Raw genomic sequence first — 26,920 nt, 5'->3', positions numbered from 1 at the left:
ATGAGGTCGCGCCCCCGCGCGCGCAATTGCCTTTTCACGACACACGGATTTCATCTTGGCCAGCGTCCCGCCGTCCACCGAAAACAGCGACATTTCCCCCGTCTCGATCATCGACGAGATGAAGTCGAGCTATCTCGACTATGCCATGTCGGTGATCGTCAGCCGCGCGCTGCCCGACGTGCGCGACGGGCTGAAACCGGTGCACCGGCGCATCCTCTATGCCAGCCAGGAAGGTGGCTTCGTCCCCGGCCGGCCGTATCGCAAGTCGGCCAAGATCGTCGGCGACGTGATGGGTAATTATCACCCGCACGGTGACGCCCCGATCTACATGGCGCTCGCGCGCATGGCGCAGGATTGGTCGATGCGCGTGCCGCTGGTCGACGGCCAGGGCAATTTCGGGTCGATGGACCCCGATATGCCGGCGTCGATGCGCTACACCGAGGCACGGCTTGCCAAGCCCGCGATGGCGCTGCTGCAGGACATCGACAAGGATACGGTCGATTTCGGCCCCAATTATGACGGTTCGCTGCAGGAGCCGCTGGTGCTGCCGGCGCGCTTCCCGAACCTGCTGGTCAACGGATCGGGCGGCATCGCCGTCGGCATGGCCACCAACATCCCGCCGCACAATCTGGGCGAGGTGATCGCGGCCTGCAAAGCCTATATCGCCAATGGCGGCATCACGTCTGAAGAACTGCATGAGATCATCCCCGGCCCGGATTTCCCGACCGGCGCGTTGATCCTCGGCAAGGGCGGCGCCCGTAATGCCTATCTGAACGGCAAGGGCTCGATCATCATGCGTTCGCGCCATGTGGTCGAGGAGGGCCGCGGCGACAAGCGTTCGATCGTGCTGACCGAAATTCCCTACCAGACGGGCAAGAACGCGCTCGTCGAGGGCATTGCCGAGGCCGCCAAGGACAAGCGGATCGAAGGCGTTTCGGACATCCGCGACGAATCCAACCGGCTCGGCGTCCGCATCGTCATCGATCTCAAGCGCGATGCGACGCCGGATGTGGTGCTCAACCAGTTGTGGCGCCACACCAGCGCGCAGACCAGCTTCCCGGCGAACATGCTCGCGATCCGCGGCGGCCGCCCGGAAGTGCTCTCGCTGCGCGACATCATCGAGGCGTTCGTCAAGTTCCGCGAAGAGGTCATCACCCGCCGCTCGAAGTTCGAGCTGTTCAAGGCGCGCGAGCGGGCGCACATCTTGCTCGGCCTCGTTATCGCGGTGACCAATCTCGACGAGGTGGTCCGCATCATCCGCGCTTCGTCCAGCCCGGCGCAGGCCCGCGCATCCTTGCTCGCGCGCGAATGGCCGGTTGCCGAGATCGCTTCCTATATCCGGCTGGTCGAAGCCGTCGAACATGAGGTGGAAGGCGACAGCTACCAGCTCAGCGACGCACAGGTCCGCGCGATCCTCGACCTTCGCCTCCACCGCCTGACCGCGCTCGGCCGCGACGAGATCGGTGACGAGTTGGCCAAGCTTGCCACCTCGATCGGCGAGCTCCTGGAAATCCTCGGCAACCGCGCGCGGCTCTACGAGGTGCTCGAAGGCGAGCTCGACCTGATCGCCGCCGAGTTCGCGACCCCGCGCAAGTCAACGATCGCGCCCGCCGGCGACGATATCGACGACGAGGATCTGATCGAGCGCGAGGAGATGGTCGTCACCGTCACGCTCGGCGGCTACATCAAGCGCACCCCGCTTGAGGCGTTCCGTGCGCAACGCCGCGGCGGCAAGGGCCGTTCGGGCATGGGCACCAAGGAAGAGGATGCCGTCGGCGAACTGTTCGTCACCTCGACGCACACGCCGGTTTTGTTCTTCTCCAACCACGGCAAGGTCTATCGCAAGAAGGTGTGGCGTCTGCCCGAAGGCGCGCCGCAGGCCCGCGGCCGGCCGATGATCAACCTGCTGCCGCTGGCGGCAGGCGAAGTCATCACCACCGTCCTGCCGCTCCCCGAGGATGAGGCGGAGTGGGGCAAGCTGCATGTGATGTTCGCGACCGCCAAGGGCACGGTACGGCGCAATTCGATGGACGCGTTCACCAACGTGCCGTCGAACGGCAAGATCGCGATGCGCTTCGACGAGGAGAGCGAGGACCGCCTGATCGGCGTCGCCTTGCTGACCGAGGAAGATGACGTGCTGCTCGCCACCCGCCAGGGCAAGGCGATCCGCTTTGCCGCGACCGACGTGCGCGAGTTCCAGAGCCGCACCTCGACCGGTGTGCGCGGCATGACCCTGAAGGACAGCGACGAGGTGATCTCGCTCTCGATCCTCCGCGGCTTCGAGGCCACCACCGAGGAGCGCGACGCCTATCTGCGCGCTGCCCCTTGGAAGGAGAATGAGAACGAGTCGACGCTCGACGCCGCCCGCATGGCGCAGTTCGTGGACGCGGAGGAATTCATCCTCACGGTCTGCGCCAACGGCTATGGCAAGGTGAGCTCGGCCTATGAATATCGCCGCACCGGCCGCGGCGGCCAGGGCATCGGCAATATCGACAATATCGCCCGCAACGGCCCCGTTGTCGCCAGCTTCCCGGCGCATCATGGCGAACAGCTCATGCTCGTCACCGATCAGGCGAAGATGATCCGCATGGGCCTCGATTCGCTCCGCGTCATCGGCCGCAACAGCGCCGGCGTCCGCCTGTTCAACGTCGCCGATGACGAACATGTCGTCTCGGCCGCGAAGATCGCGGAAAGCGACGAGGATCAGGCCGAAGGCGAAGGCGATGCCGAAGCGCCCGAGGCCGGCGAGGCCCCGTCGCAGGATTGATCGGTGACTGGCCGTGACGGCTTGAACCCATGGCAGCCCGCATGGAACGGGCTGCCATGAACCCGAACGGCCAGCGCCCCGTCCGCCATGTCGCGATCATCGGCGCGGGCTTTTCGGGTGCGTTGCAGGCGATCAACCTGCTGCGGCATGAAGGCCCTTCGGCCACGCTGATCGAACGGCGCGGCCATCTCGCGCGGGGTGTCGCTTATTCGGCGGCGCATCCCGATCATCTGCTGAACGTCCGCGCCGCGAACATGAGCGCGCTGCCCGACGATCCCGGCCATTTCGCGCGCTGGCTGGCCGCCACCCATCCCGAACATGCCGACGGTTTCGCGCCGCGCATCGTCTATGGCGACTATCTCGGCGAACTGCTCGGCAACGCCGCCCGATCCGCGCCGCAGCGGCTGGCGATCCGCTCCGGCGAAGCGGTGGATGTCGCCTTCTCGCCCGACGGCGCGACCGTGCAACTGGCGGATGGAAGCCAGATCGCCGCCGATGCGGTGATCCTCGCCCCCGGCAATCTGCCGCCGCACCAACCGCCCGAGCTTGCCGCCGCGGCGCTCGATCCTGATCTTTATGCCCCCGATCCCTGGGCGGGCGACATTGCCGAGGGGTTGGCCGACGATGATGTCGTGCTGGTGATCGGCAGCGGCCTCACCATGGTCGATGTCGCGCTGCTGCTCGATGCGCGGGGCTTTCGCGGACGGATCATCGCCTTGTCGCGGCGCGGCCTGCTGCCGCGCGCCCATGCCCCGATCCCGCCCTCCCCCACACCGCGCCTAAGCGAGCGGCCGAGCCTGTGCGCCACCGAGCTGCTAGGCTTCGTGCGCGATCGCGCCGAGGCGATCGGCTGGCGCGCGGCGGTGGATGAGCTGCGCCCCTACACTCAGGACATGTGGCTCGCCGCCGCCCCCGAGGATCGTGGCCGCTTCCTCCGCCATCTGCGGCCATGGTGGGATGTGCATCGCCACCGCCTCGCCCCGCAGGTCGCAGCACGGGTCGCCGCGTTGCAGGCGAGCGGGCGGCTGGAGGTGGTGGCCGGAAAGCTCGCCTCTGTGAGCGCCAATGGCCGCACCACGCGCGTCGCCTGGCGCGCCCGCGGCAGGGACGATCTGGTCGAGGTCGCAACCCGGCGGATCGTCAATTGCAGCGGCCCGCAAGGTGATCTCAACCGCACCGCCGAACCTCTGCTCCGCGCGCTGATCGATCGCGGCCTGATCCAGCCTGATCCGCTGCGGCTTGGCATCCAGGTCAACCAGCAGGCAGAGGTGATCGACGCCACCGGCAACGCCAATCCGCGTCTGCTGGCGCTGGGGCCGATGACACGCGGTGCATTCTGGGAAATCGTCGCGGTGCCGGATATCCGCGTTCAGACCTGGTCGGTCGCGCGCCGACTATCCAATGCCCATTGGGTCGGCGGCGAGGGACTTTAAGGCTGACATCGCTGTCAGAACAAGTTTCCACGGCCCGTCCACAGGTAAAGCCTCGAAGAAAAGCTGTCCGAAATCCAGGAGCTTAATGAGGCTTTACCTTGCGGGTCGGACGGCAGCGTCCACCCCACTTATGGCAGCCACGAAACGGGATTATTTGCCCTAATTAATGTATGTAAATGTTATCGTTAATCCCATATTATTGACTATGCCGCGAAAGCGGGTCCATATCGCCGCTGACAGCTTGGGGACAGCAGTTAATATGGTAGCCAAAATAGCGCATTGGCGGCGATCGCCATGAAGCGCGGCTCATCGGCAGCCGAAAATGGCGCCCGCCGCAACGTCGGCAAATTAAGGAGCAGGATCGCCGCGTCGCAGGATATCCTGATCGACCGCCATCGTGCGACCGTTTTTCCCAACACTATTCGGGATCATCGCAAGCGGTGCGGTTATCCGAAATTGCTGGGGCTCGCCCAGACGATCCCGGATATCCCATATATCCGCCTGTCCAAGATCGAACGCGGTGAAGTGTTCGCCAAGCCCGAGGAATTGGCGGTCATCGCCAAGGCGTTGCGCTGCAACCCGCAGCAATTACTTGTCGATATCGACGATCCGGACTTCGACATCGCCGCATGGGCTGCCGACATGCAGGACCCCGCTGACTATGACGCGGCGGAAGATCGCTTCGCCGTGCTGCTCGCCGCCGCGCTCCGCGCCCGCCGCGAAGCGGACCCGGCGCTGTCGATCGCCGCGCTCGAAAGCGTTCATGGCATTCCGCCAGTCATCCTTTCGCGGCTCGAAAATGCCTTCAAGACGATCGACCGCTGGAACGATGCCACGGTCGAGTCCATCTGCCGCATCTTCGGCGTGGCCGACGTCGCGGCACTGCGCAAGCATGTCGCGAAGGCCCATCAGGACGGTGCGCTTGCCGGCCATGTCGATGCCGTGGCCCATCCTGATCTGCGCATCGCCAAGACGCGCGGCCGGGTCGCCGCCATCCGAGACGCGCTGAGCGGCAAGCCCGCGAAGACGGTGACGACCAAGACGCCTCCACCGCTTCGCATCGTCAGCGCCGATACCGTGCCGGACACCGCATCTGTGCCCACCACCGAATTGCCGCCCGTGCTCGCCGCCATCCAGGCGGCCGACAACGCGACGGTGCGGCTGGTGCCCGTATTCGGCACACCGTTCGGTGACGGCCTGATCGCGCGGACGCCGACCGGCGACACGGTCGAGGCACCACGCAGCGCCGGCCCGCGGGCTTATGGCCTGCGCGTCTGCCGTCCGACGCTGGGCCCCGCCTTGCCCGCCCGCGCGACCGTGATCGTCGATCCGGATCGCTTTCCTTCGGCCGGCGGCATTGCCGTGGTCCGCGAGGCGGATGGGCTCCGCCTGCTGACGATCAGCTTCGGCCGCGACGGGCGGATGATCGGCTATAGCCAGCATCCCGACCGCGAGATCGCGATCGACGCGGTGGATCCGGCCGATGTAGCGACGGTGATCGGGGCGCTTTTCGAATAAGCCGGCATTGATTCCGCCGAACCGCCCCCGGAACGTCCATCCCATCCTATAATGGTCCTGATAGTATGAGTCAGGACGCCGGCATGCGTGAACCCCGCGTTGCGGAATGGAAATGGGTAAGCGCGGTTCGGACGCTCGCGGCGAACATTCTGTCCCCGTCGCCCGCCGAGCAGGCGCGCCCCGTCGAGCGGCGCCTGCTCTCGGCCACGGTCGACGCGGCCCGGACAGCCGCACCCGCCGACACGATCTCGATGCTGGTCGTCAATCTCGATCGCTTCCGCCAGGTCAACGCGGTGTCCGGCCACGCCGCGGGTGACAGGGTGCTCGCAGTCACGACCGACCGGATCGCGCAACTGGCCCACGCCGCCGGCGGGCAGCTCGCCCGCCTGGGCGGCGATGAATTCGCCTGCATCATCGGCCATGCCGACGGCGGCGACGCGCCCTTCGCGCTCGCGCGGCGCATCGTCGAGGATATCGCGCGGCCGATCGAACTTGCCGGCCGCAGCGTCGAACTGGGCGCATCGATCGGCATAGTCCAGGGCGAGGCGGCACAGTCGGCCGACGATCTGCTCCGCGCCGCGAGCATCGCCATGGGTCGCGCAAAGCGGGAGGGCGGCGCCACCTTCCGCCTGTTCGAGCCGACGATGGATTTCGACCTGCGTGACCGCGCCGCGCTGGAGGACGATCTCCGCGGTGCGATCCGCAACGACCAGTTCCTGCCCTTTTTCCAGCCGATCTTCGCGCTGCGCTCGGGCGATCTCGTCGGCTTCGAAAGCCTGGCGCGGTGGCGCCATCCCACGCGCGGTCTGATCGATCCTTCGGTCTTCATCCCGATCGCCGAGGATCTCGACCAGATCAACGAGATGTGCTTCGCGCTGCTCCGTCAGGCCTGCCGCGATGCGCGCGACTGGCCGGCGCATCTGACCTTGTCGATCAACGTCTCGCCGCTGCAGATCTCGAACCCCGATCTGCCGCTGCGCATCCTCCAGATCCTCTATGCTGGCGGCCTCGCGCCGGGGCGCCTGATCGTCGAGATCACCGAAAGCGCGCTCGTCCACGATCTCGACGCCGCGCGGAGCTCGATCGCATCGCTGCGCAATGCCGGCATCAAGGTCGCGCTCGACGATTTCGGCACCGGCTATTCCAGTCTGCACCATCTGCGCGAACTGCAGTTCGATCGCATCAAGATCGACCGCTCCTTCATCGAAACGCTCGACAGCTTCGCCGGCGACAAGATCGTCCGCGCCATCGTCGATCTCGGCCACGGCCTCGGCATGCCGGTCACCGCCGAGGGCGTGGAAACGATCGAGCAGGCCGACAGCCTCTCACGGCTGGGTTGCGCTTATGGCCAGGGTTTCCTGTTCGGGCGCCCGATGCCGGCCCACGCCACCCTCGCGCTGATCGCCGAAGCAGAAACCGCCAATGGCGAGCGTCGCGCAACGGCTTGAGGGTCGTCCCAGTTGCCGAATCGCGGACATTCTCCCCTCCTGAAAGGGAGGGGTTGGGGGTGGATTGCGAAGCCGATGGGCTCAATGCCCGTCGGCGTAGCTCCGCACCGCGCTGGATGGGCTCGCTCCGCTCGCTACCCACCCCTCGATCCCCTCCCTTTCAGGGAGGGGAGAAATAGCTCCGCCTCGCCTCAATATTCCGAGTTCACCGAAATCGGCGCCGCGAGATCGGCGTTGGTCAGCCCACCCGCGGCCGAATAGGTGGCGGCACGGCGGTTGGCAAGGCGGCGGGCCTCACTGGCGACGGCGCCCATCATCTCGATCGAAAGGTCGATCTGCCGCTCAAGGATGGCTGCGTTGGCGGCGGATGCGTCGCCCAGCGCCAGCAAGGTCGCGGTCAGTTGCTCGCGGCCTTCCTCATCCATCGCCTTGGCCCAGTCCGGCCGCTCGCGCTCCAGCCGCGCAAGCTCGGTTTCGAGCACGCCGACCAGCCGCACCTTGGCAGCCGCGAGTTCGGCGAGATCGCGGCCGCGCTCGCGCATGCCCAGCCGCTCGGTTTCCTCGTTCATGATCAGCGTGAGTGACGCCATGACGTCCATCGCATTATTGGCCATTAGCGGCGCCCCCCCTGCATCTTGATGATCTGATCGAGCACCGCGGGTGCGAGGCCGACGCCGCCGCGCTTCGCGATCTCGTTGCCCATCTGCTCGGCCAGCACGCCGCGGAACATCTCCTCGCCATGCCCGCCGGAAAATTCGTCTCCGGTCTCGACCATCTCCATCATCAGCTTGGTCATCTGGCCGATGAACACGGCTTCGAACTCGCGCGCGGTGGCCGCGGCGTCGGCGCGCGGCTTGGGCATTTGCGGCCCCGTCGGCGCGGCCATCGTCGCGGATGAAATGTCGCTCATCCTATTGCACCTCGATTTCGGCCTGGAGCGCGCCGGCGCCCTTCAGCGCCTGCAAGATGGTGATCAGGTCGCGCGGGCTGACGCCGAGCGCGTTCAGGCCCGACACCAATGATCGCAGCGACGCCCCTTCGAGCACCGCCAGCGATCGGCCGCTGCCGTCGTCCACGTCGATGCTCGTGCGTGGCAGCACCACCGTCTCCCCGCCCTTGGAGAAGGGTTCGGGCTGCGACGCGATCGGCGTCTCGCTGACGCTGATGGTGAGCCCGCCCTGCGCGATCGCGACCGGGCTGATGCGGACGTCCGCGCCCATCACGACGGTGCCCGCCGCCTCGTTGATGACGATCTTGGCCGGCTGGTCGACCGCGACGGGCAGATTCTCGATCCGCGCCACCAGTTCGATCAACGAGCCCGAATAGCCGCGGCCACCGATCTCGACGGTCGACGGGTCGAGCACTTCGGCCACGCCCGGCTGCGCACTATTGATGCTCTCGGCGATGCGGTGCGCCGTGGTGAAATCGGGGTTCTTGAGCGCGAGTTTCAGGCTCGTCGCCGACTTCAGATTATAGGGCACTTCACGCTCGATGATCGCGCCGCCCGCGATCCGCGCGGAGGTGGAAACACCCCGGCTGACGCTCGCGGCCGCGCCTTGCGCCTTGAAGCCGGACACCGCCACCGGCCCCTGCGCCACGGCGTAAATCTCGCCATCGAGCGCGCGGAGCGAGGAGACCAGCAAGGTTCCGCCTTGCAGGCTGGTGGCATCGCCCAGCGCGGACACCTGCACGTCGATCTTGGAGCCCGAGCGCGCGAAGGGCGGCATCGTCGCCGTCACCGATACGGCCGCGACATTCTGCGTCCGCATCTGGGTGCCGCGGATGTTGACGCCCATCCGCTCCAGCATCGCCTGCATCGTCTCTTCGGTGAAGGGCGTGTTGCGGATGCGATCGCCGGTGCCCGGCAGGCCGACCACCAGGCCGTAGCCGACAAGCTGGTTGCCGCGGACATTTTCGATATCGACGATGTCCTTGATCCGCGGCGCGGCCACAGTCGGGGCCGCCGCCAGCAATGCGGCCGAAGCCAGCAGCAGGGCGCGCGCCCCGAAGGTCAGAGAGGTTCGCATCATATTCCTTATAGGAAGAAGCGGCGGCCGGGACGGCGACCAGGCGGGGATTTTGCGGGCGATCATGCCAGCCGCCGGGCGAGCCGCATGACGTAGCCGATAATTTCCGCGACCGCGGCATAATGCTCGACCGGGATCGGGTGATCGATCTCGACCGCGGCATAAAGCGCGCGGGCGAGCGGCGGGCTTTCGACGATCGGCACCTTGGCGCCGGCCGCCACCTCGCGGATCTTGAGCGCGACCGCATCGACACCCTTGGCGACCACCACCGGCGCGGCCATCGCGCCATGATCATATTTCAGCGCGACCGCATAATGGGTCGGGTTTGTGATGATCACGCTGGCGGTCGGCACCGCCGTCATCATCCGCCGCCGCGCGCGCTGCATGCGGATCTGGCGGATGCGCGCCTTGATCTTGGGGTCGCCGTCGCTCTGCTTGATCTCGTCCTTCAGCTCCTGAAGGCTCATCCGCATCTTCTGCATGTAAGCACGGCGCTGATAGATGAAGTCGAACAAGGCGAGCAGGAGGACGAGGATCGCCACCGTCTTGATCATGCGATAGACGATCTCGCCCGCCGCCTGCCCGATCGCGCCTGGGCCGGAACCGATAAGCTGGTCGAGCGCCACCGCCTTGGGCCAGGCGACGATGATGGCGACCGTGATGATCACCGCGAACTTGGCGAGCGTCTTGCCGAACTCGACGATGGCGCGCTTGCCGAACAGGCGGTTCGCGCCGTTGAGCGGCGACAGCTTCGACCATTTCAGCCCAACGCGCGACCAGTTGAAGGACGGGCGTCCCTGCAGGAACAAGGTCAGGAACGCGCAGCCGACCAGCAGCCCGGCGATCGGCGCGAGCGAAACCGCAAAATGCGCCATCACGCCGCCCATCAGATTCTGCGCGCCCGCGGGTTCGAGCGAGAAATCGTCGGCATTGCCCCACAGTCGCACGAACATCGTGCCGAGCCGCGCGAGCGTCCACGCCGCCAGCCCGCCGGCGACGACGATCATCGCGACGAACATCGCCGCGTGCCGCATTTCCGGCGCGGTGAAGATGTCGCCCTTGGCGCGGGCGTCGTCGAGCTTCTTCTGGGTCGGCTCTTCGGTCTTCTGGTCCTTGTCCGTCTCGGCCATGGCTCAGAGGCTCCAACCATTTTGCAGGAAGCTCGCCATCGCTTGGGCAAAGGTGGTGAGCATGGTGCCGATCACTACCGCGAACAGCGACAGGCCGAGCAGGATGTTGAGCGGCTGGGTGATGAAGAAGACCTGGATCGCCGGCGCCATGCGCGCGGCCAGGCCCAGGGCAACGTTGAAGAGGATGCCATAGACGAGCAAAGGCGCGGCGAGGCTGAGCGCGAGGCCCATGGACTGCCCGACCGTCGTCATCGCCAGCCGCGCGAAATCCTCCGCCGGCGGCAGCCCGCCGACCGGGAAGATCGCATAGGACTGGACGATCGACGCGATCCACAGATGGTGCACACCCAGCGCCATGCACGTCACCACCGCCGCGACGCTGACGAAGCGGGCGAGCAGCGGGGACTGTCCCCCCATCGACGGATCGGCGATCAGCGCGGAAGACAGGCCCACCTGCATGCTGACGATCGACCCCGCCATCGCAGCGGCGTGAAACAGCATGCGGATGATCATGCCCATGCCGATCCCGACCATCGCCTCGGCAATGATGATGCCGGGCAGCGCGCGATCCGATTGCAGCACCGGCGTCACCTGCCCGTTCAACAACCCGAACAGTCCGGCGGTGAAGCCGAGGCCGAGCATCAGTCGCACGCGCGGCGGAACGGCGTCCTCCGAAAAGGCCGGGAGCAGCATCAGCACCGCCCCGACCCGCGCGAACAGGATCAGGAAGGCCGTCGCGTCGAAGGGGAGGTCAGCCATGGATCAGCCGGCGACGATGATGTCCGCGATCCGGTCCATAAACGCGGATAGCGCCTGGCCGATCATCGGCAGGGAAAGCAGGAGGACGATGCCCAGCACCAGCAGCTTCGGCACGAAAGTCAGCGTCATTTCCTGGATCTGGGTCAGTGCCTGGAACAGGCCGATGGCGACACCGACGATCAGCGAGGCGATCAGCATCGGCCCGACGATCGTCAGTGTCAGCAGCAGCCCGGCCTTCGCCAGTTCCATCGCCTGAAAGGAGTCCATCGGACGTCAGATCTGCATGCGCATGATTTCGGTATAGGCGTTCACCACCCGATCGCGGACGGCAACCACGGTGTCGAGCGCGGTTTCGGCCGCGCCGATCGCGGTGACGACGTCGATCAGGTCGCCCTTGCCGGCAACCTGCTGGGCGCTGGCGGCCTCGGCGGTGCGCAGCGAGGTGGCGGCGTCGGTGACGAAATGTTCGATCATCCCGCCGAAGCCGCCCGATGCGGGCGCCTCGCCGGCACTTTCCATTGCGCCGGCCTTGGGCGCGGCAGTGTTCATCGCGCGGCCATAAGCGGCCACGGCGTCAAGGGCTCCAATGGACATGATGGTCTTCCTTATTTGATCAGATCGATGGTGCGCATCGTCAGGTTGCGCGCGGATTCGATGGCGTTGAGATTGGCTTCATAGGATCGCTGCGCCGCCTTCATGTCGGCGCCTTCGACCAGGCCGTTGACGTTGGGGCGCAGCACATAGCCGGCGGTGTCCGCGGCCGGGTTGCCTGGCTGATAGACACGGCTGAAGGCCGTCTTGTCCCCTTCGATCGACTTCACCTTGACGTTGGTCGCGCCCGTCGCGCGATCGACCTCCGTGGTGAAGGTGGCGACGCGCCGACGATAGGGATCGCCGCCCGCCGTGCGCGCGACGGAATCCGAGTTGGCAAGATTTTCGGCGATGACGCGCATCCGGAGCGACTGCGCACGCAGGCCTGAGGCGGAAACGCCGATCGATGACTTCAAATCCATGCTTTCCTCCGGCCGGCTCAGGCGCCGGCTTTTCTCTTATAGGCATTTTTTGCCTACCCCGGCCGTTCTCCCAAAAATTAATCCTATAAAAACTCTGAAGGAGACGCCTCATGTCCGTCCTGGAAGGAATACCGATCGATATGTCGATCGTGCTCGGATCGACGAGCCTGCCCATCCGGCAGGTGCTGAAAATGGGCCGCGGCGCGATGATCCCGCTCGATTGCGGGCATAGCGATCCGACGCTCGTCTATGTGAACAACCAGTTGGTGGCGAAGGGCAAGGTGCTCGTCGACGGCGAGCATATGTCGCTGGAGATCACCGAAGTCGTGCAGCGGTCGCGCTGATGGACTTCCTCTCGCTGCTGCGCACTTTGGGGTCGCTGGGCATCGTGCTCGGCCTCCTCTGGGGCGCGCTCTGGGCGGTCCGCCGCTACGATCTCAAGCTCCCCGGCTCGCTGATGGGCAGCCTCGGCGGCCTGATGGGCCAGAACGCCGCCCCCCGCCGCGTCGAAGTGATCGAGCGCCTCGCGATCGACACGCGCCGCTCGGTCGCGCTGATCCGCCGCGACAATAAGGAACATCTCGTGATGATCACCCCCGAAGGTCTGCTGATGATCGAGGCCGGCATCCCCGTGAACATGAAGGCCAAGGCCAATGCGTAAACTCCTCGGCCTGGCCGCGATCACGCTGATGATGGGGCTACCTGAAGTCGCCATGGCGCAGAGCGTGACCGCCAATCTCGGCGAAGGCTCGATCTCGGGCCGCGCCATCCAACTCGTGCTGATGCTGACGGTGCTCAGCCTCGCGCCCGGCATCCTTATGACGGTGACGAGCTTCACCCGCATCGTCGTCGCCCTCTCGCTGCTCCGCACCGGCCTCGGCGCGCCCGGCGTGCCGCCCAATCCGGTGATCATCAGCCTCGCGATGTTCCTGTCCTTCTTCGTGATGGGGCCAACCTTCGACACCGCCTGGAAGCAGGGCGTGACGCCCTATAATGAGGGTCGGATCAACGAAGCGCAGGCGTTCGAGCGGACGTCGAAACCCTTTCACGGCTTTATGCTGAAGCATGTCCGCGATGAGGATGTCCGCCTGTTCGTCGAGCTTTCCGGCAAGAAACCCACGCCGCGCGCCGAACTGCCGATGACGACCTTGATGCCGGCCTTCATGATCTCCGAACTGCGCCGCGCGTTCGAGATCGGCTTCCTGCTGCTCCTCCCCTTCCTCATCATCGATCTCGCCGTCGCGGCGGTGCTGATGGCGATGGGCATGATGATGCTGCCGCCCGCCACCATATCCTTGCCGATGAAGATCATCTTCTTCGTGCTGGTCGACGGCTGGGCACTGATCGCAGGATCACTGGTCAAGAGTTTCGGCGGGCCGGGTTGATCTCGGCCCGACCGCATTCCCAAGATAAAAACGGGCGCAGCACTCAGGTGCCGCGCCCGCCTTCATTTATTCGATCGGTTCGAACAATCAGCCCAGCCGCGCCCCGTCATAACGCACCTTGGGATCGTTCAGCCATTCGGCCAGCGTCGCGAAAGCGATCGACTGCATGAAGGCGATGCCCACCGCTTCACCCCGCACCCAACGGACCACCGCGCGCATCGGCTCGAGGCCCGGCACGGCCAGGGTCAGCATATCGTCCTTGGCCAGCGGAACCTTGGTCTCCAGCTTGGCTCCGCCCTGCGACAGATCCGTCAGCGCGACCCGATGGCTCTTGCCGGTGACGCGGATCTCCGCGCGGCAATTGGTCGGCATGCGCGGCGAACGCGGCTGGGGCAGGTTGCTCGGCCGGCGGACGGTCGAGGATTCGGCCAGCAGGCGATCGACGTCGATCGGCGAATCGAACTGGACGCCGATCGATTTGCGATCGGTCCAGCGCACCGCCCCCGTAACGACATCGCCGTTGCGGAATTCGATTCGAATCGCTTCACCGATGGTGAATTTCGCGCGCACCTCGGCCTTCAGGCCACCTTCGGAAAGGTTACGGATGCAGCACAATGCATCGAAACGGTCGCTCGTTACGCGTCCGATCAGCAGCAGCGTCATCGTTCGCGGCGCGCGCGGGGTTAACAAAGGCGCCGTGCGCGCGGGCATCCACGCGTCGTCGGCGGCGTCGAAATTATTGTGGGGCAAGGGATTCATGGCGTTCACCTCGTCCAAATGCTCGTAAAATCCTTACGTTTTCGTTGACCGAAAACGCGATTAAGCGGGTGAAGCCTGCGTCACCACCGCGCGCCGCACGACATCCTTGCCATAGGCTTCGGCCGCCGCCTCCAGCACGACCTTGCGGAACGCGCTTAGGCTGGGCACCAGTCCGTCCGGTCCGCTCGCCATCGGCGTGCGATAGGTCCGCATGTTGATGGCGTTCAGCAGCACCGGCAGCTTGGCCTCGACAATTTCCCTTTTGTCGCCAGCCACTTCAAGCTGCACTTCGAACGACACATAGGAAGCCAGCCGACCGTCGCCGAACACCAGAGGCGCCAGCACCGGGCCGGTCGGCACGAATTCCAGCGGCGGCTGGGCCTTCTGCTTGGGGCCGAGCACCAGGCTCGTCCCGTAAGCGGCACCACCGCCCACGCCCATGCCGACTGTCAGCACCAGCGCCCCCAGGATCAGTTTCTTCATCGGAAAGCTCCTCCTAGAACTTGAAGCTCGCGTCGCGCGGCAGCGCCGGCGGCTCGGCCAGGATCACGATGGTGATGCGCCGGTTTTCCGGGCGATCGGGCTGGTCGGGATAGACGGGCTGGGTGCCGGCCTTGGCCACCACCTCCGAAAAACGGTCGGCAGGCAGGCCCGCGTCGATCATCGCGGCGCGCGCGGCCAGCGCGCGGTCGCTCGAAAGCCGCCAATTGGCCAGGCTCTGCCCGCCGGTGGAATCGGTATGCCCTTCGATCGCGACCTGCGCGCCCGCCTTGATCAGCTTGCGGGCAACCTGGCCGAGCATCTGGCGCGCATAATCGTTGAGCTCCGCCGTGGGGCCGCGGAACATCGAGCGATTGGCGCTGTCCATCAGATGGACGCGCAGCCCGTCACGCGAGGATTCGACGCGAACGCTGCGCGCCTCGCTCGGATTTTCGGGCGGTTTTTCCAGCGAGATCATCATTTCGTCGGCGAGCACGCGCAGCGCCGCTTCGGGCACCTCGGCGGTGCCGCCGCGCGCCGCGCCGTTGACGCCCGATTCCGCCGATGGCTGGCCGAGCGACTGTTGCTGATCGGCCTGGGCGCGACGCCCCCGCCCGCCCAGCCCCGGCTGGTTACCGGGCGAAGTGGTGAGCGTCGCCGCCGGCGCATCGCGCGCGGGCGCCGGGGAGAAATATTCGGCCAACCCCTTGAGCTGCGCCTTGTTGGGGTTGGCCAGCAGCCAGAGGAGCATGAAGAAGGCCATCATCGCCGTCACGAAATCGGCATAGGCAACCTTCCACGCGCCGCCATGATGGCCGGCATGCTTGTGCTTCTTGACCTTGCGCACGATGATCGGCGCAACGTCCTCGCTTTGTCCGACGGCCATGACCGTCCTCAGCCGATCGCGGCGCGCAGCCGCTCCTGAACGACGGTCAGCCGCACGCGATCGATGGCATCCGGAATCGCCTGCCCCTGTGCCACGCGATCCAGCAGATCGGCGCTTTCATCGGCATGTTGTATGACCAGATCGAACGACTGGAGCTGATCCATATAGTCCATGCAGAAGCGCTCGTCGGCGACGAGGATTTCGGCAAGCTGTTCGATCAGCGCCCGCACGCCGCGGATCTCGTCCGCCACCGCCGCGCACAGCGATGTCGCTTCCTGGCCAATCTGCGTCATCATCATTGCTCGACCGATCTTTCGTTCGTGAATTGCTCAAAACAGTTCGACATCGCCGTCGGGCAGCGCCACCGGCTTCACGGGCATCACCGGCGCGGCATCGGCGACGAGCTGGGATCGGACCCGCCCTTCATAGGGCATGAACTCCACCTTGCGGGCGCGCGTGCCGCCCAGCTCGCACCGGCCGATCTCGATGCCCTCCGTCTCCATGAAACGGCGGGCGAAGGCGGCATTGCTGCTGCCGATCGATCCCAGCCCCGCGATGATGTTGGCACCCCCATAAAGATGGGCGCGCAGCCGCGTGCGCGTGGCGCCCCGCTGCATCATCGCGTTGATCAGCAGTTCCATGGCGTGGACGCCATAGCGTTCCTGCCCGGCGCGTTGGCCCGCATCGTCCAAGCCGGGCTCGCCCAGCAGGAAGTGGTTCATGCCGCCGACGCGCGCCACTGGATCCTGCAGGCACACGGCCACGCAGGAACCGAGCAGTGTCGAGATGATGACGCCGGGTTCCGCCGTCACCCGATGCTCACCCTGGATGATGGGGATGCGTCGCATGGGATCAGGTCAGCTCGCCGAAGACGCGCTCGATCTTTTCCTTGAGCGCCGCGGGCGCAAAGGGCTTCACGACATAATTGTTGACGCCCAGTGCCGCGGCCTTCTGGACGATCTCCTTGTCGGCGGAGCCGGTGAGCATGATGAACACCGTCTTGCCGATCACCGGGTCCTGTCGCACCGCCTCCAGGAACTGGAGCCCGTCCATATCGGGCATGTTATAGTCCGAGATGATGAGGTGGACGCGATCGGTCTTCACCGAAGGCAGCGCCTCGACGGCGCCCGCCTTGTCGCGAATATCCTTGAAGCCGAGATCCTGGAGGGCGCGACGGATCATCGCGCGCATGCTCGTCTGATCGTCGACCACCATAACCTTAATTGCAGACGCTGCCGGCATGAACCGCTCCCAAACCCTACTTCCTGCACGCCGCGAGGATCGCCTCGGGCATCGCCGTCAAACTCAGTTCCCGCTCGACCGCCCCAAGTTCGAAGGCGGCGCGCGGCATTCCGTAAACCACGCAACTCGACTGGTTTTGCCCCATCGTCCGTGCGCCCGCCTGGCGCATGGCCATGAGGCCGGCCGCGCCGTCACTGCCCATGCCGGTGAGGATGACCCCCACCGCCCGGGCACCGAGCGCCGCAACCGAGTGAAACAGCACATCGACGGAAGGCCGATGGCCACCGACCGGATCGGTCGGGCGGAGGCGGATATGGCCGGCAGTGCCGCCGACCAGTTCCATATGATTGGCCCCCCCTGGTGCAATATAGACGGTGCCACGCTGGATCGGCATTCCGGCGACCGCTTCCACCACCGAAACCCGCGATTCCCGGTCGAGCCGGGCTGCGAAACCGTTGGTGAAGGCCGCCGGCATATGCTGGACGACCAGCACCGGCGGGCAATCGGGCGGCAGCGCGCCGATTACCGAGAACAGGGCTTCCACCCCGCCCGTCGACGCACCGATCGCGATCACGACATCGCGCTGGCCGGGGCCGGAGGAAGCGACCGGCGCCAGCCGCGTCGGCCCCTGCCGCACCGATGACCGGGCGGCCGCCTTCACCATCGCGCGCAGCGCATCACCGTCGCGCGCGATTTCCAGCGGATTGCCGGCCGGCTTGGCGATGCAGTCGACCGCACCCAGGCGCAGCGCCTCGATCGTCACTTCCGCACCGCGCGCCGTCAGCGTCGAACACATGATCACCGGCATCGGCCGGAGGCGCATGATCTTTTCCAGGAAGGACAGGCCGTCCATCCCCGGCATCTCGACATCGAGCGTCACGACGTCGGGGTTGAGCTCCTTGATCATCTCGCGCGCGGCATGCGGCTCGGGCGCCTGGCCGACGACCTCGATTTCGGGGTCGGCGGAAAGGATGCGGTTGAGCACCGCGCGCATCGACGCACTGTCGTCGACGATCAGGACACGGGTGGCGCGGCTCATCGGCTGCCTCCCCCGGCCTTGACGTAGATCGTCTGCCCGACCGACTCCATCGCCGCCGCCGCCGGCCCGATCAGCCGTTCGGAATGGCCGATATAGAGGTGGCCGCCCGGCGCGAGCATCTCGACGAAGCGCGCCTCGAGCTCGGCTTTCGCCTTGTCGTCGAAATAGATCATGACGTTGCGGCAGAAGATCACGTCATATTGCTGTCGCATCGGCCAGCGATCGAAGAGGTTGAGCACGCGCGCCGTCACCAGTTCGCGCAGCTCGTCCGCCACCACGAAATCGCTGCCCTGCGGCCGCAGCCAGCGGTCGCGATAGGCGGCCGGGATCGGCTGCACGGTCGATGCCGAATAGACGCCCTTCGCGACGGACTCGACCACGGGTGGCGAGATGTCGGTCGCGAGCAGCTTCACGTCGCCCTGGCGCAACCAGGACGCGCTCGCGGTCCCGTCGCCCGCCAGGCACATCGCGATCGAATAGACCTCCTCGCCGCTGGAGCAGCCGGCCGACCAGATCCGCACCGGCTTGCGCGCGCGGGCACTGGCCTGCAGTTGCGGCAGCACGTGGCGGCGGAGGTGATCGAAATGATGGTCCTCGCGGAAGAAGTGCGTGTGGTTGGTGGTCAGCGCCACCACCATCGCCGCCCGCTCGGTCGCATCCCTGCGCACCAGCGCGACATAGTCCGAAAAGCGCGTCAGGCCATGATCGCGCAGGCGCCGGCTGAGCCGCGAATGCACGAGCACGATCTTGCTTTCGACGAGGTGGATGCGCGCATCCTCCATCATGATCGCGGCGATCGCGCGGAACTCGGGCAGGCCAAGCTCCGCGGTCGCCGCGAGCGTGGAGGATTCCGCTCCCTCGCCGGACGCCGGGACAGGGGCGACGCCGTGTTTCACGCGGCGAGATCCATCAGCGGGCGGGTGAGGCTGAGCGATTCCAGATCGAGCAGCAGCACCATGGTTTCGGCATCCTCGCTGTCCTGAACGCGGCGCTCGATCTTCACGAGGCCGGCGATCATGCTCGGCTCGATCGATTCCACATGCGGCGCGGGCTGGATCTCGCTGGCCTGGATGGCGACGATGTCGGCCACCTCATCGACCAGGAAACCCGCCTGCCGCCCGGCGATGCTGACCACCAAGATGCAGGACCGCGAATGGAGCGCGCTAGGCGACCAGCCCATGCGTTCGGCGAGGCCGATCACCGGGATCACCGAACCGCGCAGATTGGTGACGCCCTTGATGTAGGATGCGACGCCCGGCAGCGGGGTCGGTTCTTCCCACTCGCGAATTTCGATCAGCGAGCGCATGTCGATGCCGAACATCTGCTTGTCGAGAGTGAAGGTGACGATCTTGCGCTCGTCCTGCTGTTCGATGCTGCTCATGCTGCCATTCCTTTCAGGGCATATTTCGCTTGAGGCCCGGTGGCGGTGACGAGGGCGTCGATATCGAGGATCAGGCCGATGGAGCCGTCGCCAAGGATCGTCGCGCCGCCAAGGCCGCGGATCGGGTGCAGATTGTCCTCGAGGCTCTTGATCACGACCTCGCGGCGGTTCTCGATCGTGTCGACCATCAGGCCGACATGCCCAGCGCTCTCGCTCTCGACGATGATGACCAGTGACTCTTCCGGGCTGCGGCGGTCATTGGCCTCCATGCTGAAGATCTGGCTGACCCGCCGGATCGGCAGATAGGTGCCGCGCAGTTCGATCACCTCCGTATTGGGTGATGTCGGCTTCACCTGCCCGGGTTCGGGCTGGACGGTCTCGATCACATTGGCGAGCGGCAGCACGAAGCGCTGCTGGCCGAGCCGGACGATCATGCCGTCCAGGATCGCGAGCGTCAGCGGCAGCGCCATCGTGAAGACCGTGCCTTCGCCCGGCACCGACTGGATCTCGACCCTACCGCCGAGCGCCTCGACGTTCGATCGCACCACGTCCATGCCGACGCCGCGGCCGGAGATGTTGGAGATAGTCTCCGCCGTCGAGAAGCCGGGCGCACAGATCAGGCTGTCGATCTCCTCGTCCGACAGCTGGGCGTCGGCGCTGATAATCCCCTTCTCGATCGCTTTGGCGCGGACGCGCTCGCGATTGATGCCGCGGCCGTCATCGGACACGCGAACGATGATGCGCGCGCCCCTCTGTTCGGCCGAAAGGCGGATCGTGCCTTCGGCGGGCTTGCCCTTGGCCACCCGCTCCTCGGGGGATTCGATACCATGATCGACGGCATTGCGGATCATGTGGGTCAGCGGGTCGCCGATCTTCTCGATCACGCCCTTGTCCACTTCGGTCGTCTCGCCGCTCGTCTCCAGCACCACCTGCTTGCCGGTTTCGACCATCAGGTCGCGCAACATGCGGGGCACGCGGGAGAAGGCCTGGCGGATCGGCTGGGCGCGCAGCGACATCACATTGTCCTGGATCTGGCGCGTCAGCCGCGACAGTTCGGGCAGTTCGACGCGCTGCTGGTCGGCCGGTGCCAGCCGGTCGGCCAGGATCGAGCCATGGATGACAAGCTCACCCACCAGGTTGAGCAACTGATCGAGCTTGGTGAGATCGACACGGATCGACTGCGCCACCTGCGCCGCAGGCGCGTCGCCTGCGGGGGCGACAGCAGCGACGGCCGCTGCGACAACGGGGGCAGGCGCGGCCGACGCCACCACTTCGACGACGGCAGCGGGGGCATCCACGCGCACCGGCTCGGGTGCCGCCATCACCAACGGTTCCGCCGCCGCGGCCCGGCCGATCTCGATCACCGAATCCGGCGCGACGAAGTCGAAGCAATCGCGAATGTCCTGCTCCTCGACGCTCGCCGGCAGCTCGATCGTCCAGCCGAAATAGGCTTCTTCGGGATCGAGATCGCGCAAGCCCGGCAGCGTGGAGGCATCGACGGCTATGATCTTGCCGCCCATCGCCTCCAGCTCGCGGACGATGAACAAGGGCTCGCTGCCATTGGCCAGCGCCGCACGCGATGGGCCGAAGCGCACCGTCCACGGGGCGGGGGCGGCAGCTTCGGCAGCGCCGAAATCGTCGAGATCGACCGACACCGGCTCGAAGCCGAAGGGATCGAACTCCTCGACCATCGCGGCGACCGGCGTGAAGCCGAAATCATCCTCCTCGGCGGCCGGAGCGGACGCCGCCACCGGTGCCGGTGCCGGCGCGGGAGCCGCAGCCTCGCCGCCGGGCGCGCCCTTGGCTTCAAGCACCGCGTCGAGCGCCGCCAGCATCGCCGCATCGGCCGGCAGCGGAACCTGCCCCTGCGCCGCTGCAACATGGTCCGAAAGGATGTCGAAAGCGCCGAGCATGATGCGCGTGACTTCGGCGGTCGGCGCGATCTTGCCGCCACGCACCTCGTCCAGCACATTTTCGAAGCGGTGCGAGAATGCGAGCAGAGCGGCATGGCCGAACGCGCCCGATCCACCCTTGATCGAATGGACAGCGCGGAACACACCGGCGATCACATCCGCCGAAACATCGCCTGCGGCCATCGCCGACAGCCCCTGTTCGGCAACCGCCAGGCCCTCGGCACATTCCTCGAAGAAGATTCCCTGGATCTCGTCCAGTTCGTCGTTGCCGCTGCTCACGGGCACACGCGGCGGATCGCCGCCCCCAGCTTGGTCGCGTCGAACGGCTTGGTGATCCAGCCGGTGGCGCCGGCCTCGCGGGCGCGGGCCTTCTTCTCGTCCGAAAATTCGGTGGAGAGCACCAGGATCGGCGTGCCGCGGAACTCGGGCACGACGCGGACCGCCTCGATCAGCTCGAACCCGTCCATCTTCGGCATGTTGATGTCGGTGATCAGCAGATCGGGCTTTACCTCGTGCATCCGCTCAAGACCGTGAACACCGTCATTGGCGCCCTCGATGCGGAAGCCCTGGGCGGTGAGCGACGTCTTGAGCAGCATCCGCATGCTGGCCGAGTCATCGACGGTCAGGATCAACTTGCTCACTGGATGGTTTCCTCATGGGCGCTGAGGCCGAGCGCATCGGCCAGCCGGCAGGCGTTGACGCGGTCGACGAACGCCGCGCTGGGATTGATGATGGCGAAGGCCTGGCCGTTCTGGTCGGCCTCCGCCTTCGCGGCGACGAGAAGCTGGAGCACGGCCTGGCCGACACTTTCGACCTCGTCGGCGTCGATCACCATCTCGCCATCGAAATCGGCAGCAAGGACAAGGCGGACGCGAAGGTCTTCGGCCGTGACGGTGGAACCGTGGACGGGCAGGCGGAGCGAGCGATCCTCGCCGGCCATTTCCGCCGGATCAGACGGCAGTGGCATACATTTCATCCTTGGCTTGATCGAGGGCGGTCTCGAGTTCCTGGAAAGAGGGGGCGTAGCTGGACGGCGTCATGCGGCGCGCCAGTTCGATCGCCACCTGCGTCGGCAGCCCCTGGGCGTGGGCGATGATCGCGGTCTTGACGATCGAATAGGGTTTGAAGTCGGCGTCGATGACCTGGTGCAGCTTCGACGCGATCGGCCCGACCAGACAGTAAGCGAGCAGCACGCCCAGGAAGGTGCCGACCAGCGCGCCGCCGATCATGGCGCCCAGGACTTCGGTGGGCTGATCGATCGAGCTCATCGTCTTGATGACGCCAAGCACGGCCGCGACGATGCCGAGCGCGGGCAGGCCGTCCGCCATCATCTGCAGCGAATGTTGCGGCAGCAGTTCCTCGGCATGATGCCGCTCGATGTCATTTTCCATGGCTTCGGCGATCTGGTGGGGATCCTCGAAGTTCACGGTCATCATCCGCAGATAGTCGCAGATGAATTCGATCAGTCCCTTGTCGGCCAGCAGGCGCGGATAGCGGCTGAAGATGGTGCTCTCGTCAGGCACGTCGAGGTGTCGTTCGATCGCCGTCGCTCCACCTTTGCGAAAGGTGGAAAGCAGGGTGAACATCACCGCGAGCAGGTCGCGATAGTCGTTCTCGGTCCAGCGCGATCCCTTGAACACGCGCATGACGCCCTTCCAGGCCTTCTTGGCTGTGGGCAGCGAATTGCCGAGGATGAAGGCGCCGATGGCGGCGCCGGCGATCGCCATCATCTCATGCGGCAACGCATGAAGGATCACCATCAGGTTGCCGCCCGAAATCAGGAAACTGCCGAAGACGCAGACCAGGATGACGACGAGGCCGATACCGTTGAGCATGTGGGAAACCTGAAAAGTGGAGGCCGAGGCCGGTTCCCTGATTATAGGATGAACTCGGATGGGTCGGCGCAGCGACATCGCTTTTTCCGCGGCGGCGCGGATTTCTCGGCGGAATGCACACGAATATTGCCGCGCTTCATCCGCGGCCCGCGGCTTCGTCCTAAAATGGTAGCTGGACAATCCAGGGAGTAACCATGTCGCTGAACGCCTATCGTCGCGCCCAGTCGATCGTCGAAACGCCGCGCGCGACCGAACATCGCCTGATGAGCCAGATCACCGGCGAGCTGATAGAGGCGCGCGATGCCGGGCTGTACGGCGCCGCGCTGATGCCCGCCCTGCATCGCAATCGCGAGGTGTGGGGCACCTTCGCCACGCTCTGCGGCGCCCCCGGCAACCGCCTGCCCGACGAACTGCGCGCGACGATCATCTCGCTCGCTCTGTGGGTCGAACGCTATAGCAGCGCCGTGGCGACCGGCCGGGATTCGATCGACGATCTGATCCAGGTCAACCGCGCGATCATCGACGGCCTCGCCGGAATTCCGCAGGCCGCCTGATCGTCTGGAAGTATTGCATTTTATTTCATATGGTTACTGAAATATAGCGGCGGCATCAGATCGGCCGGGTGGATTCTACCCATCAGTCTATTCTGACCCAAACCTAAAGTCCGGTTTGCAATCAACCTTTGTTGCGTTAGCCCTTTATCCGGGCGGTTTGTAACGGGTAGCATATCGGATGCATGGATCGGATCCATTGCAGCGAAGGATGGACTCCGATGTCGGCCAATGGCCGGGATGGACGCCCTATGGCTGCATCGGCCTGGCATTCTTCATCTGCGTTCTCGTGCTGTTCGGCTGGGGTCTCGGCAATCTCACCGTGGCCGGCTTCGGCAGCTCGATCTATGTGATGCAGCCGCTGACGGCGGTCAGCTACATCTTCATTGCGTTGGCATTGCTGGCCTCGATCCGCCAGCAAAGCGGGCTTGTCATCCTGCTGGCCGTGCCTGCCCTGGGCATCGCGGGATCGGCGCTGCTGCAATATGTCACCGGCCTCGAACTGGGGGTCGATCGCCTGCTATTCGGCGACAAGGTGGTGGGCTTGCCACGCCTCAACCCCGGTCGCCCGGGACCGATGCCAACGGCGACGATATTGCTCCTCGGCACGGCGGCCCTGCTGTCGGTCAAGGCGGGGCATCGCCGCAGCCAGATCATCGTCCTGATCGCCAGTCTGACCTTCGGCATCTCGATCATCGCCGGCATGGCCCTGCCGCTCGGCGTGGTCGGGCACATGCCCCATACCCGCAGCGTCATGGTTTCGGTGCCCACCTGCATCACCACGCTCGCGCTCGCGGCGGTGCTGATCGCCTGGCGCCACCAGTCGGGATGGCCCGGTCTGCTCTCCGCCCGCGGCGTCGAGGGGCGGACGCTCAGGACGGTCTTCGTCCTCGTCCTCCTCGCCCCGGCGCTGATGGCCCTGGCCAGCCTTTGGGCGCTGACGCTGCCCGGCAGCACGCCGGCCGTCGTCGAGATGGCGGAGGCCGGCGCCTTCATCGTGCTGGCGACGGGTATCCTGTTCTGGGCCTGGACGCGGATCGCGCGGGAAAATGGCGAGCGCTGGGCCGTCACCCGCGCGCTCGATTCCGCGCCGATCGTGCTCACCAACGAAGCCGGCACCATCCTCCATTGGTCCAAGGGCGCCGAGCGGCTCTACCAATGGACTGCCGAGGAGGCGATCGGCCGCAACAAGCACGAACTGCTGGTCGCCCGCGGCGCCGATCATTTGGCTGACGTCGTCGGCTGCCTGAATTCGGGCGAAGCGCGCGAGAAGGAGATCGTCGAATATCGCCGCGACGGGTCCGAACTGCATGTGCTGGAACAGGCGCGGCTGCTGCCGATCCGCAGCCAGGACGCGCCGCTGATCGTGCTGTCGATGACCGACGTCACCGAACGCGAGCAGCGCGCCGCCGTGCTTGCTGCCCGCGAATCCGAAATCCGTTCGATCCTGGAGGCCTCGCCCGACGGCATCCTCACCATCGATGCGGATGGGCGCATCCGATCCTTCAACCCCACCGCCGAACGCCTCTTCGGCTACGCCGCCAAGGATGTCCTTGGCCACGATCGGCGGATGCTCCTTCCTGTCCGCTTCCGCACGGATTTCGATGCCGACTTTTCGCGGCTCATCGCCGACAAGGCCCACCCCGGTCCGACCCTCCAGCACATCATCGGCCTGCGCAGCGACGGCAGCGAATTTCCCGTCGAGCTCGCGATGGGCACGGCACAGCTGGGCGACGAGCGCATCTTCACCATCTTCATCCGCGACGTGACCGAGAAGATCGCGGCGCAGGACCGGCAGACCGAACTGCGCGAGGAATTGCTCCACGTCTCGCGTCTCAGTGCGATGGGCGAGATGGCGGCCGGCCTTGCCCATGAGCTGAACCAGCCGCTTGCCGCCGCCACCAACTTCCTCGGCGCGGTGGAAATGCTGCTCGCGGCAGATGAAGCCAGCTCGCCCCGCGTGCGCGAACTGGTCGGACTCGCCAGCAGCCAGACATTGCGAGCGGGCGACATCATCCAGCGCCTGCGCGCCTTCGTCTCCAAGGGTGAAGTCGACGTCCGGGCCGAGCCCATCGCGGATATCATGGCGGATGCGATCGGCCTTGCGCTCACCAGCATGGAACAGCAGCGGGTGGACATCCGCTACGATCTCGATGCCGCGCGGCCCGTGATCCTCGCCGATCGCGTCCAGATCCAGCAGGTTCTCGTCAACCTGATCCGCAACGCCATTGATGCGCAGGAAGATCAGGTCGGCGTTCATCCGGAGATCCTGCTGATCTCGCGCGGTGCGACCGACGGGATGATCGAGATCAGCGTGTGCGACAATGGCCCCGGCATCGCCCCGGAAATCCTGCAGCGTCCCTATGAGCCCTTCATGTCCACCAAGGCCGGCGGAATGGGCATCGGCCTGTCGATCTGCCGCCGCATCGTGGAATTTCACGGCGGTCAGCTTCGTGCGGAGAACCGGGCCGAAGGCGGCGCCTGTGTCCGCTTCACCGTGCCCGCCTTCCAGCAAAATGCCGAGCTCGCCGCATGACCCGCCGCAACATCTATATCGTCGAGGATGACGATCTCGTGCGCTCATCGCTGGAAAGCCTGGTGTCCGTGCGGCCTGACGTCGACGTTCGCAGCTTTGCGTCCGGCGATGCCTTCCTGGCCGAAATCGAGAGGTTGGCGCCGGGTTGCCTGGTGCTCGATCTCCATATGCCCGGCAAATCGGGGATCGATGTCCTGAAAGTGATCGGTGACGATCCCGCGCGCTTTGTCGCGATCGTGTTGACCGGTCAGGGCGACGTCTCGCTCGCCGTGCAGGCGATGAAGGCGGGCGCGGTCGATTTCCTGGAGAAGCCGTGCAGCCATCGCGCGCTGATGCAGGCGCTAGACACGGCGATCGCGCGGCTCGAACATTCGAGCCAGGAAGCGATGCGCGTCGAAACCGCGACCGCAAAACTCGCCTTGCTATCCGCGCGCGAACGCGATGTGCTCAAGGGCCTGGTCGAAGGGCGATCGAACAAGGTGATCGCCTTCGATCTCGACATCAGCCCTCGCACTGTCGAGATCTATCGGGCCAAGTTGATGGAAAAGCTTGAAGTCCGCAGCCTTTCCGAAGCGCTGGGCATCGCGTTTGCAGCCGGCATGTTCCCCGGCACCTCATCGACGGGGGAGCCGCACCCCCTGGCCTGATCGGTCGAACGCCGCAGCGGTGGCGGGTTTTCGTCCCCGCTCGCGCCCGCCCGTCCGTCCTTCATCCTATAATGTTTGTGGCTGCGAGCGTCCGCCCGGAGCTGAACGGTCGGACCGGCGTCGATCCGTGGGGGCTTTCAGCTCCGGATCGGTGCCGCGCACAAACAAATC

Annotated in this window: 31 protein-coding genes; 10 read left to right on the top strand and 21 right to left on the bottom strand. The window is 65.8% G+C overall.

Annotated elements, in window-relative coordinates; translation table 11 throughout:
* Nucleotides 1–55 precede the first annotated feature (55 nt).
* The 4 genes from gyrA to ACFB49_RS22990 all read left to right on the top strand — a co-directional run bounded on the left by gyrA (nt 56) and on the right by ACFB49_RS22990 (nt 7,166).
* The gene (gyrA, locus tag ACFB49_RS23005; RefSeq protein ID WP_380874101.1) at nt 56–2,767 is read left to right on the top strand and encodes a DNA gyrase subunit A; all 2,712 of its coding nucleotides are present in this window, start codon (nt 56–58) and stop codon (nt 2,765–2,767) included.
* Nucleotides 2,768–2,808: 41 nt separating this feature from the next.
* Entirely contained in the window at nt 2,809–4,200 is a 1,392-nt protein-coding gene (locus tag ACFB49_RS23000) for an FAD/NAD(P)-binding protein (protein WP_380874099.1), read from the top strand.
* Nucleotides 4,201–4,494: 294 nt separating this feature from the next.
* Entirely contained in the window at nt 4,495–5,718 is a 1,224-nt protein-coding gene (locus ACFB49_RS22995) for a helix-turn-helix domain-containing protein (protein WP_380874097.1), read from the top strand.
* Between the two features lie 83 nt (nt 5,719–5,801).
* Nucleotides 5,802–7,166, top strand: coding sequence for a putative bifunctional diguanylate cyclase/phosphodiesterase (locus ACFB49_RS22990; RefSeq protein ID WP_380874095.1), 1,365 nt, complete (start codon nt 5,802–5,804; stop codon nt 7,164–7,166).
* A gap of 191 nt (nt 7,167–7,357) precedes the next feature.
* Here ACFB49_RS22990 and ACFB49_RS22985 read toward each other — a convergent pair whose 3' ends face one another.
* The 8 genes from ACFB49_RS22985 to flgC all read right to left on the bottom strand — a co-directional run bounded on the left by ACFB49_RS22985 (nt 7,358) and on the right by flgC (nt 12,095).
* Entirely contained in the window at nt 7,358–7,780 is a 423-nt protein-coding gene (locus tag ACFB49_RS22985) for a flagellar biosynthesis protein FlgN (protein ID WP_380874094.1), read from the bottom strand.
* A complete protein-coding gene (locus ACFB49_RS22980; RefSeq protein ID WP_380874092.1) occupies nt 7,780–8,076 on the bottom strand; it encodes a rod-binding protein in 297 nt (98 codons plus the stop codon). Before ACFB49_RS22980 ends, ACFB49_RS22985 begins: the two co-directional genes overlap by 1 nt.
* A gap of 1 nt (nt 8,077) precedes the next feature.
* Nucleotides 8,078–9,193: a flagellar basal body P-ring protein FlgI gene (locus tag ACFB49_RS22975; RefSeq protein WP_380874090.1), complete on the bottom strand. Its 1,116-nt coding sequence runs from the start codon at nt 9,191–9,193 to the stop codon at nt 8,078–8,080.
* 62 nt (nt 9,194–9,255) lie between these two features.
* On the bottom strand, nt 9,256–10,323 hold the full coding sequence (flhB, locus tag ACFB49_RS22970) for a flagellar biosynthesis protein FlhB (RefSeq protein ID WP_380874088.1): 1,068 nt from the start codon (nt 10,321–10,323) through the stop codon (nt 9,256–9,258).
* Between the two features lie 3 nt (nt 10,324–10,326).
* Nucleotides 10,327–11,082, bottom strand: a complete 756-nt coding sequence (gene fliR / locus ACFB49_RS22965) for a flagellar biosynthetic protein FliR (RefSeq protein WP_380874086.1) — start codon at nt 11,080–11,082, stop codon at nt 10,327–10,329.
* Between the two features lie 3 nt (nt 11,083–11,085).
* On the bottom strand, nt 11,086–11,349 hold the full coding sequence (locus ACFB49_RS22960; protein WP_380874084.1) for a flagellar biosynthetic protein FliQ: 264 nt from the start codon (nt 11,347–11,349) through the stop codon (nt 11,086–11,088).
* 6 nt (nt 11,350–11,355) lie between these two features.
* Nucleotides 11,356–11,676, bottom strand: coding sequence for a flagellar hook-basal body complex protein FliE (locus ACFB49_RS22955; RefSeq protein WP_380874082.1), 321 nt, complete (start codon nt 11,674–11,676; stop codon nt 11,356–11,358).
* 11 nt (nt 11,677–11,687) lie between these two features.
* Complete coding sequence (gene flgC, locus ACFB49_RS22950; protein ID WP_380874080.1) at nt 11,688–12,095, bottom strand: flagellar basal body rod protein FlgC; 408 nt, start codon at nt 12,093–12,095, stop codon at nt 11,688–11,690.
* 110 nt (nt 12,096–12,205) lie between these two features.
* Between flgC and ACFB49_RS22945 the strand changes: the two genes are divergently transcribed.
* Genes ACFB49_RS22945 through fliP form a run of 3 tightly spaced genes read left to right on the top strand, consistent with a single transcriptional unit; the run spans nt 12,206 to nt 13,480 of the window.
* A complete protein-coding gene (locus ACFB49_RS22945) occupies nt 12,206–12,439 on the top strand; it encodes a FliM/FliN family flagellar motor switch protein (protein ID WP_380874078.1) in 234 nt (77 codons plus the stop codon).
* Nucleotides 12,439–12,756, top strand: a complete 318-nt coding sequence (locus tag ACFB49_RS22940) for a flagellar biosynthetic protein FliO (protein ID WP_380874077.1) — start codon at nt 12,439–12,441, stop codon at nt 12,754–12,756. The genes ACFB49_RS22945 and ACFB49_RS22940 overlap by 1 nt, the downstream gene beginning before the upstream one ends.
* The gene (fliP, locus tag ACFB49_RS22935; RefSeq protein WP_380874075.1) at nt 12,749–13,480 is read left to right on the top strand and encodes a flagellar type III secretion system pore protein FliP; all 732 of its coding nucleotides are present in this window, start codon (nt 12,749–12,751) and stop codon (nt 13,478–13,480) included. The genes ACFB49_RS22940 and fliP overlap by 8 nt, the downstream gene beginning before the upstream one ends.
* An 87-nt stretch (nt 13,481–13,567) precedes the next feature.
* On the opposite strand, the gene ACFB49_RS22930 is transcribed toward fliP, so the two are convergent.
* Genes ACFB49_RS22930 through motA form a run of 13 tightly spaced genes read right to left on the bottom strand, consistent with a single transcriptional unit; the run spans nt 13,568 to nt 23,015 of the window.
* Entirely contained in the window at nt 13,568–14,239 is a 672-nt protein-coding gene (locus tag ACFB49_RS22930; protein WP_380874074.1) for a PilZ domain-containing protein, read from the bottom strand.
* A gap of 60 nt (nt 14,240–14,299) precedes the next feature.
* Nucleotides 14,300–14,722 carry a hypothetical protein gene (locus ACFB49_RS22925; RefSeq protein ID WP_380874072.1) on the bottom strand — a complete coding sequence of 141 codons (423 nt, stop codon included), beginning with the start codon at nt 14,720–14,722 and terminating at the stop codon, nt 14,300–14,302.
* Between the two features lie 13 nt (nt 14,723–14,735).
* On the bottom strand, nt 14,736–15,605 hold the full coding sequence (locus ACFB49_RS22920; RefSeq protein WP_380874070.1) for a flagellar motor protein MotB: 870 nt from the start codon (nt 15,603–15,605) through the stop codon (nt 14,736–14,738).
* An 8-nt stretch (nt 15,606–15,613) separates the two neighbouring features.
* A complete protein-coding gene (locus tag ACFB49_RS22915; RefSeq protein WP_380874068.1) occupies nt 15,614–15,901 on the bottom strand; it encodes a hypothetical protein in 288 nt (95 codons plus the stop codon).
* Between the two features lie 33 nt (nt 15,902–15,934).
* Nucleotides 15,935–16,453 (bottom strand): chemotaxis protein CheD, encoded by a 519-nt coding sequence (locus ACFB49_RS22910; RefSeq protein ID WP_380874066.1) that lies wholly within the window; start codon nt 16,451–16,453, stop codon nt 15,935–15,937.
* A gap of 4 nt (nt 16,454–16,457) precedes the next feature.
* The gene (locus ACFB49_RS22905; protein WP_380874064.1) at nt 16,458–16,847 is read right to left on the bottom strand and encodes a response regulator; all 390 of its coding nucleotides are present in this window, start codon (nt 16,845–16,847) and stop codon (nt 16,458–16,460) included.
* Between the two features lie 16 nt (nt 16,848–16,863).
* Nucleotides 16,864–17,886, bottom strand: coding sequence for a chemotaxis response regulator protein-glutamate methylesterase (locus tag ACFB49_RS22900; protein ID WP_380874062.1), 1,023 nt, complete (start codon nt 17,884–17,886; stop codon nt 16,864–16,866).
* Nucleotides 17,883–18,782 (bottom strand): CheR family methyltransferase, encoded by a 900-nt coding sequence (locus ACFB49_RS22895; RefSeq protein ID WP_380874060.1) that lies wholly within the window; start codon nt 18,780–18,782, stop codon nt 17,883–17,885. The genes ACFB49_RS22900 and ACFB49_RS22895 overlap by 4 nt, the downstream gene beginning before the upstream one ends.
* Nucleotides 18,779–19,267: a chemotaxis protein CheW gene (locus tag ACFB49_RS22890; RefSeq protein ID WP_380874058.1), complete on the bottom strand. Its 489-nt coding sequence runs from the start codon at nt 19,265–19,267 to the stop codon at nt 18,779–18,781. The genes ACFB49_RS22895 and ACFB49_RS22890 overlap by 4 nt, the downstream gene beginning before the upstream one ends.
* Nucleotides 19,264–21,465: a chemotaxis protein CheA gene (locus ACFB49_RS22885; RefSeq protein WP_380874056.1), complete on the bottom strand. Its 2,202-nt coding sequence runs from the start codon at nt 21,463–21,465 to the stop codon at nt 19,264–19,266. Before ACFB49_RS22885 ends, ACFB49_RS22890 begins: the two co-directional genes overlap by 4 nt.
* The gene (locus ACFB49_RS22880) at nt 21,456–21,821 is read right to left on the bottom strand and encodes a response regulator (protein WP_380874055.1); all 366 of its coding nucleotides are present in this window, start codon (nt 21,819–21,821) and stop codon (nt 21,456–21,458) included. Before ACFB49_RS22880 ends, ACFB49_RS22885 begins: the two co-directional genes overlap by 10 nt.
* Entirely contained in the window at nt 21,818–22,147 is a 330-nt protein-coding gene (locus ACFB49_RS22875; protein WP_380874053.1) for an STAS domain-containing protein, read from the bottom strand. The genes ACFB49_RS22880 and ACFB49_RS22875 overlap by 4 nt, the downstream gene beginning before the upstream one ends.
* On the bottom strand, nt 22,131–23,015 hold the full coding sequence (gene motA, locus ACFB49_RS22870) for a flagellar motor stator protein MotA (protein ID WP_380874051.1): 885 nt from the start codon (nt 23,013–23,015) through the stop codon (nt 22,131–22,133). Before motA ends, ACFB49_RS22875 begins: the two co-directional genes overlap by 17 nt.
* 194 nt (nt 23,016–23,209) lie before the next feature.
* Here motA and flaF point away from each other — a divergent pair, with 194 nt between their 5' ends.
* From flaF to ACFB49_RS22855, 3 genes are all read left to right on the top strand, one after another.
* Entirely contained in the window at nt 23,210–23,569 is a 360-nt protein-coding gene (flaF, locus tag ACFB49_RS22865) for a flagellar biosynthesis regulator FlaF (RefSeq protein WP_380874050.1), read from the top strand.
* A 208-nt stretch (nt 23,570–23,777) separates the two neighbouring features.
* Nucleotides 23,778–26,102 (top strand): PAS domain S-box protein, encoded by a 2,325-nt coding sequence (locus ACFB49_RS22860; RefSeq protein ID WP_380874048.1) that lies wholly within the window; start codon nt 23,778–23,780, stop codon nt 26,100–26,102.
* Complete coding sequence (locus tag ACFB49_RS22855) at nt 26,099–26,749, top strand: response regulator transcription factor (protein ID WP_380874046.1); 651 nt, start codon at nt 26,099–26,101, stop codon at nt 26,747–26,749. Before ACFB49_RS22860 ends, ACFB49_RS22855 begins: the two co-directional genes overlap by 4 nt.
* The last annotated feature ends 171 nt before the right edge of the window (nt 26,750–26,920 follow it).

This window comes from Sphingomonas sp. DBB INV C78, from assembly GCF_042693015.1.
GTDB lineage: Bacteria > Pseudomonadota > Alphaproteobacteria > Sphingomonadales > Sphingomonadaceae > Sphingomonas_E.
The sequence above is the reverse complement of the archived record's forward strand: the minus strand, read 5'-3'. Positions and strand labels throughout refer to the sequence as shown.

What these genes read in the sequence shown, in the direction of transcription:
- ACFB49_RS23000 (WP_380874099.1), top strand. Translation starts at nt 2,809, where the DNA reads ATGGAACGGGCTGCCATGAACCCGAACGGCCAGCGCCCCGTCCGCCAT.
- ACFB49_RS22995 (WP_380874097.1), top strand. Translation starts at nt 4,495, where the DNA reads ATGAAGCGCGGCTCATCGGCAGCCGAAAATGGCGCCCGCCGCAACGTC.
- ACFB49_RS22990 (WP_380874095.1), top strand. Translation starts at nt 5,802, where the DNA reads ATGCGTGAACCCCGCGTTGCGGAATGGAAATGGGTAAGCGCGGTTCGG.
- ACFB49_RS22985 (WP_380874094.1), bottom strand. Translation starts at nt 7,780, where the DNA reads ATGGCCAATAATGCGATGGACGTCATGGCGTCACTCACGCTGATCATG.
- ACFB49_RS22980 (WP_380874092.1), bottom strand. Translation starts at nt 8,076, where the DNA reads ATGAGCGACATTTCATCCGCGACGATGGCCGCGCCGACGGGGCCGCAA.
- ACFB49_RS22975 (WP_380874090.1), bottom strand. Translation starts at nt 9,193, where the DNA reads ATGCGAACCTCTCTGACCTTCGGGGCGCGCGCCCTGCTGCTGGCTTCG.
- flhB (WP_380874088.1), bottom strand. Translation starts at nt 10,323, where the DNA reads ATGGCCGAGACGGACAAGGACCAGAAGACCGAAGAGCCGACCCAGAAG.
- fliR (WP_380874086.1), bottom strand. Translation starts at nt 11,082, where the DNA reads ATGGCTGACCTCCCCTTCGACGCGACGGCCTTCCTGATCCTGTTCGCG.
- ACFB49_RS22960 (WP_380874084.1), bottom strand. Translation starts at nt 11,349, where the DNA reads ATGGACTCCTTTCAGGCGATGGAACTGGCGAAGGCCGGGCTGCTGCTG.
- ACFB49_RS22955 (WP_380874082.1), bottom strand. Translation starts at nt 11,676, where the DNA reads ATGTCCATTGGAGCCCTTGACGCCGTGGCCGCTTATGGCCGCGCGATG.
- flgC (WP_380874080.1), bottom strand. Translation starts at nt 12,095, where the DNA reads ATGGATTTGAAGTCATCGATCGGCGTTTCCGCCTCAGGCCTGCGTGCG.
- ACFB49_RS22945 (WP_380874078.1), top strand. Translation starts at nt 12,206, where the DNA reads ATGTCCGTCCTGGAAGGAATACCGATCGATATGTCGATCGTGCTCGGA.
- ACFB49_RS22940 (WP_380874077.1), top strand. Translation starts at nt 12,439, where the DNA reads ATGGACTTCCTCTCGCTGCTGCGCACTTTGGGGTCGCTGGGCATCGTG.
- fliP (WP_380874075.1), top strand. Translation starts at nt 12,749, where the DNA reads ATGCGTAAACTCCTCGGCCTGGCCGCGATCACGCTGATGATGGGGCTA.
- ACFB49_RS22930 (WP_380874074.1), bottom strand. Translation starts at nt 14,239, where the DNA reads ATGAATCCCTTGCCCCACAATAATTTCGACGCCGCCGACGACGCGTGG.
- ACFB49_RS22925 (WP_380874072.1), bottom strand. Translation starts at nt 14,722, where the DNA reads ATGAAGAAACTGATCCTGGGGGCGCTGGTGCTGACAGTCGGCATGGGC.
- ACFB49_RS22920 (WP_380874070.1), bottom strand. Translation starts at nt 15,605, where the DNA reads ATGGCCGTCGGACAAAGCGAGGACGTTGCGCCGATCATCGTGCGCAAG.
- ACFB49_RS22915 (WP_380874068.1), bottom strand. Translation starts at nt 15,901, where the DNA reads ATGATGACGCAGATTGGCCAGGAAGCGACATCGCTGTGCGCGGCGGTG.
- ACFB49_RS22910 (WP_380874066.1), bottom strand. Translation starts at nt 16,453, where the DNA reads ATGCGACGCATCCCCATCATCCAGGGTGAGCATCGGGTGACGGCGGAA.
- ACFB49_RS22905 (WP_380874064.1), bottom strand. Translation starts at nt 16,847, where the DNA reads ATGCCGGCAGCGTCTGCAATTAAGGTTATGGTGGTCGACGATCAGACG.
- ACFB49_RS22900 (WP_380874062.1), bottom strand. Translation starts at nt 17,886, where the DNA reads ATGAGCCGCGCCACCCGTGTCCTGATCGTCGACGACAGTGCGTCGATG.
- ACFB49_RS22890 (WP_380874058.1), bottom strand. Translation starts at nt 19,267, where the DNA reads ATGAGCAGCATCGAACAGCAGGACGAGCGCAAGATCGTCACCTTCACT.
- ACFB49_RS22875 (WP_380874053.1), bottom strand. Translation starts at nt 22,147, where the DNA reads ATGCCACTGCCGTCTGATCCGGCGGAAATGGCCGGCGAGGATCGCTCG.
- motA (WP_380874051.1), bottom strand. Translation starts at nt 23,015, where the DNA reads ATGCTCAACGGTATCGGCCTCGTCGTCATCCTGGTCTGCGTCTTCGGC.
- flaF (WP_380874050.1), top strand. Translation starts at nt 23,210, where the DNA reads ATGTCGCTGAACGCCTATCGTCGCGCCCAGTCGATCGTCGAAACGCCG.
- ACFB49_RS22860 (WP_380874048.1), top strand. Translation starts at nt 23,778, where the DNA reads ATGGACTCCGATGTCGGCCAATGGCCGGGATGGACGCCCTATGGCTGC.
- ACFB49_RS22855 (WP_380874046.1), top strand. Translation starts at nt 26,099, where the DNA reads ATGACCCGCCGCAACATCTATATCGTCGAGGATGACGATCTCGTGCGC.